The following is a 17,560-nucleotide window of genomic DNA, read 5'->3' as shown; positions in this document are numbered from 1 at the left end:
GAGGAGGCCGGCCAGCGGCCCGCCTCCTCCACCCCCATGGAACCGGCCCGAATGACGCTTCGTGAAAGACTGACCCGCCTGCGCTACAACAAGGTGCCCGATCACCTCCTGGGCGAAATCCTGTCGAAGAGCTGGGCCGACAATCTCGTGCCTTTTGCCTTCCTCGTCGTGGTGGTGGCCGCCTTCGGCATTCTCCTGCCGGGCTTCTTCGCGCCGTCGAGCCTCCTCGACACCACCCGCCAGCTCGGCGAGTTCCTGATCGTCGTGCTCGGCCTCACGGTCGTCATCATCGGCGGCGGCATCGATCTTTCCGTCGGCTCCATCTTCGCGCTGGGCGCCTTCGCGACCCTCGCCGTCATCTATATCGCCGAGGGGCCGGTATGGCTGGCCTTCCTCGCCGCGCTCGGGGCCGGCGCGCTGTTCGGCGCGCTCAACGGCTTTCTCGTCGGCTATCTGCGCCTGCGCGCCTTCCTAACCACGCTGGTCACGCTCATCATCGGCCGCTCGATCTACGACATCCTGATCACCACATGGGGCGCGCGCATCCAGAGCTCGCCGGTATTCAACGATACGTTCGACCATATCGGCATGGGCGCCGTCTGGGGCCAGCCGATCAGCGCGCTGATCGCGCTCGCCTTCGCGCTGATCGCCCATCTGGTGATGAGCCGGTCCCGCATCGGCTGGCATTTTACCGCCGTCGGCGGCGCGCGCCGTTCGGCCTTCAATGTCGGCATCAACGTGCGCCGCACGATCTTCCTCACCTATGTCATCTCGGGGGCTGCCTGCGGCCTCGCCGGCTTCCTCTTCGCCGCGCGCCTTTCGGGCGTCGGCCCGGGAACGGGGCTCGGTCTGGAGCTTGCCGCCCTCACCGCCGCCGTCGTCGGCGGCAACAGCCTTGGCGGCGGGCGCGGCTCCATCGCCAAGGGGCTGATGGGTGCCATCGTCGTGCTGCTCATCACCAACGGCCTCATCCGCATGGGCGCGGGCACCGGCACCAGCCAGCTCATCGTCGGACTGCTGCTGGCGGCCGCCATCGTTCTCGATGTGCGCTGGCTGAAGAACCGTCACAAGGTGCTGTCGGAAGTCTATGTCGCCCCGCTGCACCATGCCATGCAGCCCGCCCAGTCGGCGCTGCCGGGTTCCGGCACCGCCTATGCTTTGAACGATGCGCTGGCCTCGGCCGAGCCCATCGCGCTCGGCACGGTGGAGGGGCCGGAGGACGTGATCCTCGACGCCGACGACAATCTCTATGCCGGCACGCGCCATGGCGAGATCGTGCGCTGGTTCGCGCCGGACTATACCCGTTCCGAAGTGTTCGCCCATATCGGCGGCTTCCCGCTCGGCCTCGCCATGGCCCGCGACGGGCAGATCGTCTCCTGCGTCGGCGCCATGGGCCTTTACGGCGTGGCGAAGGACGGCGAGGTGCGCGAGCTCTCCACCGAAACGCGGCGCTCGCTCTTCTCCATCGTTGACGATGCGCGCCTGCGCGATCCCAACGACTGCGACATTGGCCCGGACGGGCGGATCTGGTTCACCGATTCCACCACGCGCTACGATGCCCATGACTGGGCGCTGGATTCCATCGAGAGCCGGCCGACCGGCCGCCTCCTCGTCCACGACCCGAAGACCGGCAGGACGCGCACGGTGCTGAAGAACCTGCGCTATGCCAACGGCGTCTGCCTCTCCCATGACGGCCAGTCGCTGCTGATCGCCGAAAGCTGGGCCTGCTCGGTGCATCGCTACTGGATCGCCGGGCCGAAGGAAGGCCGGCTCGAAACGGTGATCCGCGACATGCCCGGCTATCCCGACAACATCAACCGCGCCTCGGACGGCACCTACTGGATGGCATGGCTCGGCATGCGCACGCCGAGCTTCGACCTGGCGCTCCGCCACCCCGCCATGCGCAAGCGCATGACGCGCAACCTGCCGCAGGACGACTGGCTCTTCCCGAACATCAATACCGGCGGCGTGGTGAAATTCGACGAGACGGGCGCCATCGTCGCGACCCTCGGCGATCTCGGCGGCGCGGCCCATCCGATGGTCACCTCCATGCGCGAGCACAAGGGCTGGCTCTATATCGGCGGCATCCTCAACAACCGCATCGGCCGCATCCGCCTGCCGGATGCCGATCCGGACTGGACGAGCTGGAACTCCTACTGGGGAGACAGGGCATGACGCTCCTCGACCGCCTGCTCGACCCGTTCCGCGGCGAGGCCGTTACCATCCCGCCCTATGACGGCGCATGGAAACCGAACACGCAACTGGAAACGGCGGCGCAAGTGGCCGCGCTGCCGGAGGCCGACAATCTCGCCGAGGACAGCGAGGGGACGATCTGGCTGACCGGCGGCCCCGTGCTCTACCGGCTGGAGGGGAAGGAGGCCAAGCCGGCCGAGACCTTCGCCGCGCCCATCACCGCACTGGCTGCCCTGCCGGGCGGCGGGCTCGTCGTGGCGCTGGCCGATGGCGGCCTGATCCTTCGGCGCGATGGCGCAAGCCGGGATCTGCGCCAAGCCTTTCCCGCCGCCGTCTCGGCGACGGCGCTGCTGGCGAACGATGATGGCACTTTGCTGGTCGCGCAGGGCTCGGCCAGCCATGCCGCGACGGAATGGGTGCCGGCGCTGATGCGCAAGCGCCGTGACGGCGCCGTCTGGCGGCTCGACCTTGCCAGCGGCAAGGCGGAGCGGATCGCGGGCGGGCTCGCCTTCCCGACCGGGCTGGCGCTCGATGAAGCTGGTGCGCCGGTGGTAGCCGAAGCCTTCGCCCATCGCCTCGTCGCCCTCGGCGGCGAGCGGCCACGTACGGTCCTCGACCGCATCCCCGGCTATCCGGGCCGGCTTTCGCCGGCGCAGGGCGGCGGCTGGTGGCTGCCGGTCTTCGCCCCGCGCAACCGGCTGATCGAGCTCGTGCTGCGCGAGGACCGCTTCCGCGCCGACATGATCGCAACCGTGCCGCAGGATTACTGGATCGCCCCCGCGCTGCGCTCGGGCGAGAGTTTCCTGGAGCCCCTGCAGCGCGGCGGGGTGCGCACGATGGGCGTGCGCAAGCCCTGGGCGCCGGCGCGGTCCTATGGCCTCGTCGCCCGGCTGGACGCGGCGTTCCGCCCGCTCGCCAGCCTGCATTCGCGCGCGGATGGCCAGCGCCACGGCGCGGTCTCGGTGCTGGACCTGCCGCAGGCGCGGCTGGTCGCGCTGAAAGGGGCGGGCGAGATCGTCGATATCCCGAGCCGGGAGGCCCAGCCATGACAGCAATCCTCGAGGCGCGCGCGCTGACCAAGGCCTTCCACGGCAATGTCGCGGTGGATGCCGTGGATTTCACGCTCGAGGCGGGCGAGGTCCATGCCCTGCTCGGCGAGAACGGGGCGGGCAAGTCCACCTTCAGCAAGCTTCTGGCTGGCGTCTATCCGCCTGAGGGCGGCGAGATTCTCTATCAGGGAGAGCCGCTGCGGGCCGAAGGGCCGGCGGAGGCACTGCGCCGCGGCATCGCCATGGTCTATCAGGAAACCAGCCTCGTGCCCTCGATGACCGTGGCGCAGAACCTGTTCCTCGGCCATGAAAAGGCGTTCAACCGCCTGCGCGGCATCACCATCGCGGCGCAGCAGTTCCTGCAATCCTTGAATTTCACCGTGGATCCGACGGCGCTGGTCTCCAGCCTCGGCGCTGCCAAGCGGCAGATGGTCGAGATCGCCCGCGCGGTGCGGCTGAATGCCAAGGTCATTATATTCGACGAGCCGACGGCGACGCTGACGCCCGAGGAGCGCCGGCATTTCTTCTCGCTGATCGACCGCCTGCGCGCCCGGGGCGTCGCGATCATCTTCATCACCCACGCGCTGGAAGAGGCGTTGCAGATGTCCGACCGCATCACCGTCATGCGCGACGGCAGGAAGGTGCTGACGGAAAAGGCCGGCGACCTGACGCAGGCGCGCATCGTGCAGGCGATGGTCGGCCGCGAGCTCGCCACCGAATTCGCGCCGCGCACCCACACGCGGCCGGCCGGACAGCGCGTGCTTTCGGTCGAGGACGTCTCGATGGGAGCGCTCGTCCGCAACACGTCCTTCTCGGTCTTCGCCGGGCAGGTGACGGGCCTTTTCGGCCTCGTCGGCTCCGGCCGCACCGAGACGGCCAAGATCGTCGCCGGCGTCTTCAAGCGCGATTTCCTGCGCGGCGGCGCCATCGAATACGAAGGCCGTCCCGTGCGCTATGCGACGCCCGGCCCGGCGGTCGCCGACGGCATCGTCTATGTCACCGAGGACCGCAAGCTCGAAGGCTTCTTCGAGAACATGTCGATCGCCGAAAACCTCTATGCCGGGCTGCTGACGGCCGGGCAGAACCGCTTCCCCTTCGTCTCGATGGCGGAGATGAAGGCGCTGGCGGAGGAATGGACGGACAGGCTCGCTATCCGCTCCATCGGCGGGGAGGCGCGCGTCGTCGAGCTTTCCGGCGGCAACCAGCAGAAGGTGGTGATCGGCAAGGCGCTGATCCAGAAGCCGCGGCTCATCATCTTCGACGAGCCGACGCGGGGCGTGGATGTCGGCGCGGTCGCCGAGATCCACGCACTCATCCAGCGGCTGGCCGACGAGGGGCTGGCCGTGGTGGTGATTTCCTCCTACCTGCCGGAAATCCTCTCCCTCTCCGACCGTATCCTCGTCGCAAGGCAGGGCCGGGTGGTGGAGGAGTTCTCGCCCATCGACGCGTCGAGCGAGAGCATCATGTACGCCGCGGTGCACTGAACGGCGCGACGCGCCTCAGGGCATCGCGTCCTTCCCGCCATCTCGCCGCTGGCCCGGCCGCATGGCGAGCCCGCTATGGACATTCGTGTCGGCGGCAAGCTAGACGACACGAACCAATGCGCCGATAACAGGAGCATCGGGCAGGCAATGGTGGGGTTTCGTGGCGGTTACGATCAAGGATATTGCGAGACAGGCCGGGGTCTCGACCGCGACGGTGTCGAAGGTCCTGAACCGGAAGGATTCGGTGATCGGGGACGAGACGCGACAGAAGGTCCTGTCGCTCGCCCGTGAACTGAACTACACGCCGAATTCGCTAGCGCGCTCGCTCGTCACGCGCAAGTCGCATGTCATCGGCATCATCGTTCCCGATATCCTCAATCCCTATTTCACGGAACTGGTGCGTGCCTGCGACGACGCCGCGCGCCTGCGCGGCTATACGACCCTCGTCTGCAATTCCGAGGGCATAGCGGAGATCGAGACGGCGCACCTCACCTCCTTCGGGGGGCACCGCGTGGATGGCGTGCTGCTCGCCGCCAGCGACGTCATTCCCGACACGGATCTTCTCGATGCCCTGCGCATCCCCGTCGTCTGTATGGACCGGGAGATCGGCCCGGTGGCGCAGCTCGTCGCGACGGTCGATACCGACTATCGCAGCGGCGCCTTCCAGGCGACGCGCCATCTGATCGAAAAGGGCCATACCCGCATCGCCTTCCTCAGTGGTGCGCCGCACCGCTCGAATACGCAGATCCGCCTTTCGGGATACAGGGACGCGCTCGCCGAAGCCGGCATTCCCTTCGACCCCGAACTGGTGCGCTGCAAGGAGTTCCAGCACCGGTTCGGCCATCAGGCGACGCTGGACCTTATCGACAGCACCGATTTCACGGCGATCTGCTGCATGAACGACATGCTGGCCATCGGTGCGATGGTGGCCTTGCGCGAGCGCGGCCGGCGCGTGCCGGAGGATTGCGCGGTGATCGGCTTCGACAACATCTACCTCTCCCCGCTGCTGGAGCATCCGCTCTCGACCGTGGACCGGCGCATCGCCCATTCCGGCCGCGTCGCGACGAACGCCCTCATCGATTTCCTCGAGGATCCGGACCGCAAGGGCGAGGCCATCACCATCATGCCCACGGTCGTCAGCCGCACCACGACCTGACGGAACAGGATGCTTCCGATGGCGTTCAAGTGCCCGTGTCATGGCACCTATGAAATTGTCTCACATCCACATTCAGGCACCGTTATTTAGCCCGCGCTACGAGAGGCCTTGACGGGGCGGCTTTCGCCAAAGTACACGTTTACCTGCGCTTAGGTACACGTTTAACTAACGCGGAAACGGTCGGTTTTCTGTTGACAGCGAACAGCCCGACCGTCATATGTATAGACATTAGGATCGGTCTCGCCGGCGCTGCATGCCCCGGCATCCAGGGAGGGGAATGACAATGCTGAAACATCTGATGGTGACGGTCGCCTTGGCGGCGATGACGGCGGGCGCGGCGGCGGCCGATTTCAACCCGGCGATCGTCTACGGAACGAGCGGCAAGTTCGACAAGTCGTTCAACGAGATGGCCTATACGGGCGCGGAGAAGTTCAAGGCGGACACCGGCTCCAGCTACCGCGATTTCGAGGCGCAGGCCGATTCCCAGGCGGAGCAGGGCATCCGCAACTTCGCCAGCCGCGGCTTCAGCCCGGTCATCGTCACGAATTTCGGCTACAAGGACCAACTCGCCAAGGTCGCCAAGGAATTCCCCGACATCGATTTCGTGATGCTCGATGACGTGGTCGACCTTCCCAATGTCCGCTCCGTCACCTTCAAGGAAGAGCAGGGCTCCTACGTGGTCGGCCTGATCGCGGCGCTCTCCTCCAAGAGCAAGGCCGTCGGCTTCATCGGCGGCATGGATATCCCGATCATCCGCAAGTTCGGCTGTGGCTTTGCACAGGGCGCGGCGGCCGGCGGCGCGACCAACATCATCCGCAACATGACGGGCACGACGAACGCCGCCTTCAACGACCCGGTCAAGGGCGGCGAGATCGCAGCCTCCCAGATGGGCCAGGGCGCGGACGTCATCTTCGCCGCGGCCGGCGGCACGGGCATCGGCGTCCTCCAGAAGGTCGCGGATGCCGGCAAGTTCGCCATCGGCGTCGATTCCAACCAGAACTACATGCATCCGGGCGTCATGCTGACCTCCATGGTCAAGCGCGTCGACGTCGCGGTCTACAATGCGCTGAAGGATGCCAAGGAAGGCCACTTCACCGGCGGCGTGCAGTCGCTCGGCCTTGCGGAGAACGGCGTCGACTGGGCGCTGGACGAGCATAACCGCAGCCTGATCACTCCCGAGGTCGAGGCGGCCGCCAGGAAGGCGAAGGACGAGATCGCCGCCGGCACGCTCGATGTCCATGACTACATGTCGGACGACAAGTGCCCCCTCTGAGGAACGGTGGGCAGGCGTTAAGGCGCCTGCCCTTCCAAGCATAGTCTGGAGGAGGCCATGGCAGCAGAAATCGGCTCCGCGCGGCATGTGCTGGAGCTTTCCGGCATCAACAAGAGCTTCGGCCCCGTCGTCGCCAACAAGGACGTGAACCTCTCGGTCAAGGCCGGCAGCATCCACGGCATCGTCGGCGAGAACGGCGCTGGCAAATCGACCCTGATGTCCATTCTCTATGGCTTCTACCAGGCCGATTCCGGCACGATCCGCATCGATGGGAGGGAGGTCGGGATTCCCGACAGCCGCGCGGCGATCGCCCATGGCATCGGCATGGTCCACCAGCACTTCAAGCTGGTCGAGAACTTCACCGTTCTGGAAAACATCATCCTCGGCGCGGAAGAGGGGGCGTTCCTCTCCTCCAGCCGGCGCAAGGCCCGTCTCGAGCTTCAGCGCCTTGCGAAGGAATACGAGTTGCAGGTCGATCTGGAGGCGGTCACGGAAGACCTGCCAGTCGGCGTCCAGCAGCGCGTGGAAATCCTCAAGGCGCTCTATCGCCAGGCGCGCATCCTCATCCTCGACGAGCCGACGGGCGTGCTGACGCCAAGCGAGGCCGATCACCTGTTCCGCATCCTCCGGCGCCTGCGCGACGAGGGCAAGAGCGTCATCCTCATCACGCACAAGCTGCGCGAGATCATGGACGCGACGGACACGGTGTCGGTCATGCGGCGCGGTGAGCTGATCGCCACCGCCCCGACGGCGTCGATGACGAAGGAAAGCCTTGCCGAGCTCATGGTCGGCCGGCGTGTGCTGTTGCGCGTCGACAAGTCGCCCTCGCAGCCGGGCGAGGTCGTCTTCGACGTGAAGGGTCTCAACGTGCGCGACCAGCGCGGCGTGCGCATGGTCAAGGACGTCTCGCTTTGCGTTCGCGCCGGCGAGATCGTCGGCATCGCCGGGGTCGCCGGCAACGGCCAGACCGAGCTTCTCGAGGCGCTGGCGGGAAACCGCGTGCCGGACTCCGGCACGGTCCGCCTCAACGGCGAGGAGATCGCCGCCGACCCGTTCAGGCGCCGCGCGGCAGGGGTCGCCCATGTGCCGGAGGACCGGCACGCCATCGGTCTCATCCTGTCCTTCCCGCTGCGGGAAAATGCCAGCCTCGGCTATCACCGCCGGCCGGAATTCGGCACGAGCCCGATGCTGAAGCGCTCCCAGCTCCAGCACTATGCGCAGGATTACATTTCCGACTACGACATCCGCCCGCCCAATCCCGATCTGCGCACCTCGCTCTTTTCCGGCGGCAACCAGCAGAAGATCGTGCTGGCGCGCGAGATCGAGCACGATCCCGAAATGCTGCTGGTCGGCCAGCCGACGCGCGGCGTCGATATCGGCGCCATCGAATTCATCCATCGACGGCTGATCGAGCTGCGCGACCAGAACAAGGCGATCCTCCTCGTTTCGGTGGAGCTCGACGAGATCAGGGCGCTCTCCGACCGCATCCTCGTCATGTTCGACGGCGCGATCGTCGGGGAGGCGAGCCCGGATGCCTCGGAGCGGGAACTGGGCCTGCTCATGGCCGGCGTCACGCAAGAAGATCAGGGGAGAGGCTAAGGTGGCCAGCTTTCTCAACATAAGGCAGATCGTCGATTTCGCGATCCTGCCGCTCATGAATGTCGCCGTCGCGCTCCTGATCTCGGGGCTGGTGGTGCTCTTCGTCGGCCAGAACCCGCTGGAGGCGGTGGGCTATCTCGTCAGCGGCGCGCTGGGCTCGGGCGAGGGGATCGGCTTCACGCTCTACTTTGCCACCAGTTTCATGTTCACGGGGCTGGCGGTCGCGGTGGCGTCGCATGCCGGCCTCTTCACGATCGGCGCGGAAGGGCAGGCCTATCTCGGCGGCCTCGGCATCGCACTCGTTTGCCTGGCGCTCGACAAGGTCGTTCCCTGGTACGTGACGCTCGTGCCCGCGGCGATGGCCGGCATGCTGTTCGGCGCGGCCTGGGCCTTCATTCCGGCCTATCTGCAGGCAAGGCGCGGCAGCCATCTCGTCATCACGACGATCATGTTCAACTTCATCGCCTCGTCGGTCATGATCTACGTGCTCGTCAACCTGATCAAGGAGCCGGGCAGCATGGCGCCGCAGACGCGCCTCTTCGATGCCGGCGGCCTCGTGCCGAAGCTCGGCGAGATCCTGCCCGTCGATATCGGTACGGCCCCGCTCAATATCAGCCTGTTCATCGCCATCGCGGCCGCCGTCTTCGTCTGGGTCCTCATCTGGAAGACCAAGCTCGGCTTCGAGATCCGCGCGACGGGCGCCAATCCCGCGGCGGCGCGCAATGCCGGCATCGGCTATGTCAAGATCACCATCGTCTGCATGCTGATCTCGGGCGCGCTGGCGGGCCTTGCCGGCGTCAACATCCTGATGGGGGACCTCGGCAAGCTGCAGCTCGATTTCCCGGCCGGCATCGGCCTGGTCGGGGTGGCGGTCGCCCTCATGGGGCGCGGCCATCCGGTCGGCATCGCGGTCGCCTCGGTCCTCTTCGGCGTCCTCTACCAGGGCGGCGCGGAAATCTCCTTCTGGATGCCGAACATCACGCGGGAGCTGATCATGCTCATCCAGGGGCTGGTCATCCTCTTTGCCGGAGCGCTCAGCCTGATGTTCCGAAGCTCGGTCTATTCGCTGGTCGATTTCTTCCGCTTCTCGAAACGGGAGGCCTGAGCGATGCAGGAATTTCTCACCACGGTCATCCTCCTGCTGAGCTCGACGCTCCGCCTGTCGGTGCCGCTCGTCCTGTGCGGGCTCGCCGGTCTCTTCTCCGAACGCTCCGGCGTCTGGGATATCGGCCTCGAAGGCAAGATGCTGTTTGCGGCCTTCGCCGCGGCGGCGGCGGCCTACCAGTTCGATTCCGCCTGGGTCGGCCTCGTCTTCGCGATCCTCGTCGCCGTCCTTCTCAGCCTCATCCACGGCTTTGCCTCGGTGACGCATCAGGGCAACCAGATCATCTCCGGCGTGGCGATCAACTTCATCTCGTCGGGCCTGACGGTACTCCTCGCGGTGGGCTGGTTTGCGCTCGGCGGCAGGACGCCGCAGCTCCAGCCGGAGGCGCGCTTTCCCACGGTGATTTTGCCCTTCGCCGAGGAGATGCGTTCGGTTCCGGTCCTCGGGGCGATCTATGCCGACCTCATTTCCGGTTACAACATCCTCGTCTACGTCGCCTTCGCCGCCGTGCCGGTAACGTGGTGGGTCTTCCACCATACGCGGTTCGGCCTGCGGCTCCGCGCCGTCGGCGAAAACCCCGCCGCGGTCGATACGGCCGGCATCTCCGTGGACTGGCTGCGCTACCGCGCGCTGCTCTGCGGGGCGATCCTCTGCGGCATCGCCGGGGCCTATCTCTCTATCGCCCAGTCGGCGGGCTTCGTGCGGGAAATGTCCGCCGGCAAGGGCTACATGGCGCTGGCGGCGCTGATCTTCGCCAAGTGGCGGCCGGTTCCCGTCCTCTTCGCCTGCCTTCTCTTCGGCTTCCTCGAAGCCCTGTCGATCCGCTTCCAGGCCTTCGATTTCGGGCTGGGGCCGGCGCTTTCCACCCAGATCGTCCAGTCTCTCCCCTATGTCCTCACGGTGGTTCTGCTGGCCGGCTTCATGGGCCGCGCCATTCCCCCGAAGGCCGGCGGCATACCCTATACGAAAGAGCGTTGAATGACCGAACGTATTATCATCGATTGTGATCCCGGCGTCGACGACGCCGCCGCCATCCTGCTTGCCTTCGGGTCGAGCGAGGTCGAGATCCTCGGCATCACCGCTGTCGCCGGCAATATCCCGCTCGAAAAGACGGAGGCGAATGCACGGCTGATCTGCGAGCTCGCCAACCGGACGGATATTCCCGTTTTCCAGGGCTGCGGCCGTCCACTACTCTATCCCGAACGCGCCGGCGTCACCGTGCACGGTGAAGACGGGCTCGGCGATATCGGCCTGCCGAAGCCGGCCTCCGCGCCGGCCGAACGCTCTGCCGTCCAGTTCATCATCGACCAGGTGCGTGCCGCGCCGGGCGAGGTGACCCTTGCGGTGCTCGGCCCCATGACCAATATCGCGGTCGCCCTCTCGATCGATCCCGGCATTGCGCCGCTGATCAGGCGCATCGTCTTCATGGGCGGCGCCGCCTTCTGCCCGGGCAACATCAAGGAACGGGCGGAGTTCAACTTCTACTTCGATCCCCATGCTGCCCAGGCGGTCGTGGCCTCCGGCGTTCCCATGGTGATGTTCGGCCTCGACGTCACTCACAAGGCGATCATCACGCAGGAGCGGACGGCGCGGCTGAAGCGCCTCGGCAGGGTGGGCGGCATCATCGCCGACATGCTGAACGCCTATGGCGCGGGCGATCCCTGCCTGCACGATCCCTGCGTCATCGCCTATCTGATCGAGCCGGAAATCTTCTCCGGCGTCGAAGGCTTCGTCGAGGTCGATTGCGTTTCGCCCCTCGCCATAGGCCAGAGCGTCGTCAGCGTCACCAAGCGGGAGCTGGCCGGCCGCGCGCCGAACTGCCTGGTCATGACCGATGTCGATCACGACCGGCTGTTCGCCCTTCTCGAAGAGCGCTACGCTCGCGTGGAGCTGGAAGCCGCATAGGCTGCGGTTCGAGGCCGAGCCGCCCTCCCGAAGCGGCCGGTCTGTTCCGTCTTGCCTGCAATTCGCCGGCCGGGTTGATCAATCGGCGCGCATATCGGGGGATTCCTATTTGCCGGCAGGCGAACTATGACTTTGCCATGGAAGATTCGGCGAAGATTCGTTTTTCACGTCGCGGCGGACCGCTCCTTGGCAAAGCCGCCGTGTTGGCGGCGGTCACGGCGATGGCGGCGGCGGGATGTACGACGCGCCCCGGCGTGGGTGTTGCCACGATGTCGGCAATCGTTCCGGCTTCGAGCGCACTGGTCCTGCCTGCACCGGGCACATATTCCATCGTCAGCGTCGTCCAGCGGCAATATACCAATGCCGTCGAACAGCAGGTCGCCCTGTCGACATCCGCGGCGACCTCCGGACAGAATTTCCTGAGCATCCAGGCCTTCGGCCCGGCTCAGACGGTCGCGATGCCCGCTGGCACGCTCGCCTTCAAGCCCGTTCGGCATTCGGCGATCCGGGCGGAGATCCGCACCTATTTTCCCGGCCGCAGCCTGCCGATCTCCAGCAACTTCGTGCGCAACGGCTACGGGCCGTTCGGCTATGCCTATGGCCGCGGCGCGGGCGACGATGGGTGCCTCTACGGCTGGCAGCAGATCCGGTCGGACGTTGCCGACCGCGACAGGATGCGCGACCTCGGCATGATCCAGATTCGCCTGCGCGTCTGCCAGGCGGGGGCTTCGGAAAAGGATCTGGTCGAGATGATGTATGGCTACACCATCGTCGGCGGCTTTTCCGGCGCGACATGGAATCCCTACGGCACGCCCGCTTCCGTCGATAGTCAGGTCGGCGGCGGGGAGCCGCTGCGTGTTCCCTTCGAGGAGCGCAAGGTGCCGGTCGCGGCCCGCACGCAGCAGCGCGTGCCGGCGACCCATCGGGCCGAGGAGCGCGCGCCCGTTCGCAAGGTTGAGGCGACCGATACCAGTAATGGCGTGATCGTTCCTTCTCCGACGGGTGGGACGGCGGCATCGGAAGGCGAGGCCGTCGTGGTGCCGTCGCCCGTCTGCGTGACCGGCGCTGCGGGTTCGGCGACATGCAAGTGACGCAAGGCATTTGCGCCTAATTTTTCCTTAAGGATATGGCGGATAAGGTCTTCCCGTACGCGCTATGACGGCGAAGGACGGTGCATGAGATATACCGGTACGATCATGCTGTGGGCACTCGTGTCCGCGCTCGTGATCCTCGTAATCACACTACCCATCAATCTGCAGACGCAGCTTATCGCCAGCATTGCCGTGGTCACGTTCATGGCGGTGATCAAGGTGCTGCGCGCCGAGGGCATCTGGCGGCTCATCGCGCTCGCCTTCGGCACCGCCGTGGTGCTGCGCTATGTCTACTGGCGCACGACGAGCACCCTGCCGCCGCTGAACCAGCTCGAGAACTTTATTCCCGGCTTCCTGCTCTACCTTGCGGAAATGTACAGCGTGCTGATGCTGGCGCTCAGCCTCTTCGTCGTCGCGATGCCGCTGCCGCCGCGCAAGAGCCGCATGGCCGATGAGGGCCGGCTCCCCTCCGTCGACGTCTTCGTGCCCAGCTACAACGAGGATGCCGCGCTCCTCGCCAACACGCTCGCCGCCGCCAAGGCGATGGATTATCCCGCGGACCGCTTCACGGTATGGCTGCTCGACGACGGCGGCACGGAGCAGAAGCGCAATGCTACGGCGGTCGTCGAGGGCCAGGGTGCGCAGGCCCGGCATCGCGAGTTGCAGGCGCTCTGCCAGGATCTCGGCGTCAACTATCTCACCCGCGCCCGCAACGAGCATGCAAAGGCCGGCAACCTCAACAACGGCATGCAGCATTCGACCGGCGAGCTCATCGCCGTCTTCGACGCGGACCACGCCCCGGCGCGCGATTTCCTGCGCGAAACGGTCGGCTATTTCGGCGACGATCCCAAGCTCTTCCTCGTCCAGACCCCGCACTTCTTCCTGAATCCCGATCCGCTGGAGCGGAACCTGCGCACCTTCGAGACGATGCCGAGCGAGAACGAGATGTTCTACGGCATCATCCAGCGCGGCCTCGACAAGTGGAATGCCGCCTTCTTCTGCGGCTCGGCCGCCGTGCTGCGCCGCACGGCGCTCAACGAGGCGGGCGGTTTCAGCGGCCTGTCGATCACCGAGGACTGCGAGACGGCGCTGGCGCTCCATTCGCGGGGCTGGAACAGCGTCTATGTCGACAAGCCGCTGATCGCCGGCCTGCAGCCCGCCACCTTCGCCAGCTTCATCGGCCAGCGCAGCCGCTGGGCGCAGGGCATGATGCAGATCCTGCGCTTCCGCTTCCCGCTCTTCAAGAGCGGGCTCTCGGTGCCGCAGCGCCTCTGCTACATGTCCTCGACGCTGTTCTGGCTGTTCCCGTTCCCGCGCACGATCTTCCTCTTCGCGCCGCTCTTCTATCTCTTCTTCGACCTGGAGATATTCACCGCCTCCGGCGGCGAGTTCCTCGGCTATACGCTGGCCTACATGCTCGTGAACCTGATGATGCAGAACTATCTCTACGGCTCGTTCCGCTGGCCGTGGATATCCGAGCTCTACGAATATGTGCAGAGCGTGCATCTGCTGCCGGCCGTCGTCTCCGTGATGCTCAACCCGACCAGGCCGACATTCAAGGTCACGGCGAAGGACGAATCGATCAAGGTGGCGCGGCTGTCGGAGATCAGCCGGCCGTTCTTCGTGATCTTCGCCGTGCTGTTCATCGCCTTCCTGATGAGCGTCTACCGTTTCTATTCGGAACCCTACAAGGCGGATGTCACCTTCGTCGTCGGCGGCTGGAACCTGCTCAACCTCGTCATCGCCGGGTGTGCGCTCGGCGTCGTCTCCGAGCGGAGCGAACGGGCGGCGAGCCGCCGCGTGACCATCAACCGCCGCTGCGTCTTCTCCTATGACGGACGGGAATATCCGGGGACGCTGGAGAACGTCTCGGCCAACGGCGCGCGCATGCAGGTCTTCGGACTGGAGGGGGAGCTGGCCCCCGGCGCCCACGCGGCGCTCCGCTTCACGCCCTATGGGAGCGAGCATCAGGAAACGCTCCCCATCGACATCCGCAACACGGAGAACCTCGGCAGCGTCGTCGCCGTCGGCTGCCGCTTCATGCCGGAGGAGGCAAGGCACCATTCCCTCGTCGCCGACCTGATCTTCGCCAACTCGAACCAGTGGAGCGATTTCCAGGTCTCGCGCCGCTACAATCCCGGCCTCGTGCGCGGATCGCTCTGGTTCCTCGGCATCGCGCTCTACCAGACCAGCCGCGGCCTGATCTATCTCATGCGCAACTTCACGGGCGGCAGGAAGGAGGCGTCGTGATGGCTTATCGCAAAACCGCCGCTTCCTTCGGTCTTGCCCTCGTCCTTTCGGCTTCCGCGGCCTTCGCGCAGGAGCAGGCGACCCCCTTCGACATGTCCGGCGAGCGCGGCCCCGCTGTCGAAAAGCCCACGGCGATAGAGGAGGAAAAGCCTGCGCCTGCTACAGAGACGCCTCTTGCCGAGACGCCGGTGACGCAGACCGGCGAACCGGAAAAGAAGGCAGCGACGGCCGATCCCGCCGCGCGGCGCTACATCATTCCGGCGGAGACCCTGCTTCTGGAAGGGGAGATGGCAAGCCGCTCCTTTCCGGTCTTCCTGACCAAGGAGCAGGCCGCTGGCGCGGATGCCATCAGCATCGGATATTCCAACGCGGTGGTGGTCGCGCCGGAAGCCTCGAAATTCACGGTCGTCATCAACGACGTGCCGGTGAAAGAAATGCCGGTCCAGTCGCCCGAGGGCACGACGGACATGCGTCTGGCGCTGCCGCCCGGCTTGCTGCGGCCGGGCGTCAACCGCGTGACCTTCAGCGTCGCGCAGCGTCACCGCACCGACTGCACGATCCAGTCGACCTATGACCTGTGGACGGCCGTCGATCCCGCGCGCACGTTCCTGTCCCTGCCGGCGGAGAAAGGCGGCGCCCTGCTGACGACCGACGACATCGCCGCCGTGGGCCTCGGACCGACGGGCCGGACGAAGTTCCGCATGGTCGTGCCGGAGATGGGCCAGCCCGCCGCCACGAACGCCCTGATGCGTCTCAGCCAGGGGCTGGCGCTGATGGCGAAGATGCCGAACCAGACCTTCGAGGTTGTCAACGCCCTGCCCGAAAAGGCCGAGGCGGGCGAACTGACCGTGCTCGTCGGCACCGCCGGAGACCTCTCGCCGCTGCTGCCCGCCCTGCCGGCCTCGGCGCAGACGGCGGCGCTCGCGACCTTCGTCGATGCGCCCGGCGGGCGGAAGGTCTTCGTGCTGAGCGGGCCGAGCTGGCCTTCGATCGAGGGGGCGGTGGAGGGCGTCGTCTCGCCCGTCGACCGTCCGCTCGGCGTCACGCGCGAGGCGCTCAGCGTGCGCCAGCGCAATGCCGCGGAAATGCCGCTCGTCACGGGCGAGGCGGCGCTGACCTTCTCCTCGCTCGGCGTTCCCACCAGCGAGTTCAGCGGCCGGCGTTTCCGCACCGGTTTCGATATCGGCATACCGTCGGACTTCTATGCCGATGCCTATGGCGAGGCGACCCTGATGCTCGATGCCGCCTATTCCTCCGAGGTGCTGCCGGGCAGCCATATCGACATCTATGTCAACGGCAATATCGCCTCCACCGTGCCGATCACCAACAGCGGCGGCGGGATTTTCCGACATCTGCCGATCCGCGTGACCATGCGCCACTTCCGCCCCGGCCCCAACCGCATCGACGTCGAGACGATCCTGCGGACGCAGGCGGATGCGGTCTGCGCGCCGGGGGCCAGCGCCCTGCCGGAGCCCCGCTTCGCACTGTTCGATACGTCCGAGCTGCGCATGCCGCGCTTTGCCCGCATGGCGCAGCTTCCGAATCTCGATGCGCTTTCCGGCACCGGCTTTCCCTATAACGGTTTGACCGATCCGGTTGCGCTCTATCTCGACCGGCTGGATGGCGATACGCTTTCGGCGGGCGCGACCTTCCTCGGCAAGGTGGCGGTCGCGAGCGGCCGGGTGCTGCAGATTCGGCCGGAAGCCTCGGCGCTCGCCATCGGGGAGCGCAACGCGATCCTCGTCGGCACGATTTCGCAGCTCCCCCCGCTCGTGCTCGCCCAGACGCACATTGCTGGCGAGAGCGCATCGTCCTGGGGCGCGGCGGCCGGCGGTGGACAGCAGCGTGCGACACAGGATGCATTCAACGAATGGCAGTCGCGCGTGCGAACCGGCTCCTGGCGCGGGCAGATCACCGCCTTCGAGGAATGGCTGCACAGCACCTTCGACATATCCTTCTCCTCCCTGCGCCTCCTGCCGGGTCCCGAACAGGAGATTCTTCCCGATGCCAGCGCAGGCTTCCTTGTCGCGCAGGGCGACAGCCCGGAACAGACCGGCGCATGGACGGTGCTCGCGGCACCGACGGGAGACGCCCTGCGGACCGGAATGGATGCTCTCGCACAGGACACGCGCTGGCAGCAGCTCGGTGGCTATGCGAGTCTGGAAAGCAAAGACGGGAAGGAGCTGCTCGACGTTCGTCCGGTCAATCGCGCCCGTTTCGTCACCACGCAACCCTGGACATTTTCCAACATGCGTCTGGTGGCGGCAAACTGGCTTTCCTCAAACATCCTTGCCTATGCGGTAGCGTTCTGCGGTCTGTCGATCCTGCTCGGTATTGCCACATCGGCACTGCTCAACCGCTTCGGGCGCGGCTCGTGACCGTCTGTTTACCCATGGTTAACCATATCGCGGTTTTATCGCAGGTGGTTGGCTCATCTTGGGGGATACGGGTCCGT

12 protein-coding genes are annotated in these 17,560 nt (G+C 66.2%); all 12 read left to right on the top strand.

Annotation, left to right across the window (positions count from 1 at the left end; all coding sequences use genetic code 11):
- Positions 1–51 precede the first annotated feature (51 nt).
- The gene (locus tag DSD28_RS05595) at positions 52–2,175 is read left to right on the top strand and encodes an ABC transporter permease (RefSeq protein WP_119255353.1); all 2,124 of its coding nucleotides are present in this window, start codon (positions 52–54) and stop codon (positions 2,173–2,175) included.
- Complete coding sequence (locus tag DSD28_RS05590) at positions 2,172–3,242, top strand: hypothetical protein (RefSeq protein WP_119255352.1); 1,071 nt, start codon at positions 2,172–2,174, stop codon at positions 3,240–3,242. The genes DSD28_RS05595 and DSD28_RS05590 overlap by 4 nt, the downstream gene beginning before the upstream one ends.
- Positions 3,239–4,726, top strand: a complete 1,488-nt coding sequence (locus tag DSD28_RS05585; RefSeq protein WP_119255351.1) for a sugar ABC transporter ATP-binding protein — start codon at positions 3,239–3,241, stop codon at positions 4,724–4,726. Before DSD28_RS05590 ends, DSD28_RS05585 begins: the two co-directional genes overlap by 4 nt.
- A gap of 160 nt (positions 4,727–4,886) precedes the next feature.
- Positions 4,887–5,882, top strand: a complete 996-nt coding sequence (locus DSD28_RS05580; RefSeq protein ID WP_119255350.1) for a LacI family DNA-binding transcriptional regulator — start codon at positions 4,887–4,889, stop codon at positions 5,880–5,882.
- Between the two features lie 283 nt (positions 5,883–6,165).
- On the top strand, positions 6,166–7,155 hold the full coding sequence (locus DSD28_RS05575) for a BMP family lipoprotein (RefSeq protein WP_119255349.1): 990 nt from the start codon (positions 6,166–6,168) through the stop codon (positions 7,153–7,155).
- A 57-nt stretch (positions 7,156–7,212) separates the two neighbouring features.
- Complete coding sequence (locus DSD28_RS05570) at positions 7,213–8,754, top strand: ABC transporter ATP-binding protein (RefSeq protein ID WP_119255348.1); 1,542 nt, start codon at positions 7,213–7,215, stop codon at positions 8,752–8,754.
- Positions 8,755–8,809: 55 nt separating this feature from the next.
- On the top strand, positions 8,810–9,859 hold the full coding sequence (locus tag DSD28_RS05565) for an ABC transporter permease (RefSeq protein ID WP_245424764.1): 1,050 nt from the start codon (positions 8,810–8,812) through the stop codon (positions 9,857–9,859).
- 3 nt (positions 9,860–9,862) lie between these two features.
- Positions 9,863–10,837: an ABC transporter permease gene (locus tag DSD28_RS05560; RefSeq protein ID WP_119255346.1), complete on the top strand. Its 975-nt coding sequence runs from the start codon at positions 9,863–9,865 to the stop codon at positions 10,835–10,837.
- Entirely contained in the window at positions 10,838–11,764 is a 927-nt protein-coding gene (locus DSD28_RS05555) for a nucleoside hydrolase (protein ID WP_119255345.1), read from the top strand.
- Between the two features lie 269 nt (positions 11,765–12,033).
- Complete coding sequence (gene bcsN, locus DSD28_RS05550; RefSeq protein ID WP_162911263.1) at positions 12,034–12,855, top strand: cellulose biosynthesis protein BcsN; 822 nt, start codon at positions 12,034–12,036, stop codon at positions 12,853–12,855.
- Between the two features lie 84 nt (positions 12,856–12,939).
- Entirely contained in the window at positions 12,940–15,105 is a 2,166-nt protein-coding gene (gene bcsA, locus DSD28_RS05545) for a UDP-forming cellulose synthase catalytic subunit (RefSeq protein WP_119255343.1), read from the top strand.
- Positions 15,105–17,483: a cellulose biosynthesis cyclic di-GMP-binding regulatory protein BcsB gene (locus DSD28_RS05540; protein ID WP_119255342.1), complete on the top strand. Its 2,379-nt coding sequence runs from the start codon at positions 15,105–15,107 to the stop codon at positions 17,481–17,483. The genes bcsA and DSD28_RS05540 overlap by 1 nt, the downstream gene beginning before the upstream one ends.
- Positions 17,484–17,560: the final 77 nt, after the last annotated feature.

Source organism: Shinella zoogloeoides (assembly GCF_003574625.1).
Lineage (GTDB): Bacteria > Pseudomonadota > Alphaproteobacteria > Rhizobiales > Rhizobiaceae > Shinella > Shinella zoogloeoides_A.
This window is presented reverse-complemented; position numbering and strand designations above follow the sequence as displayed.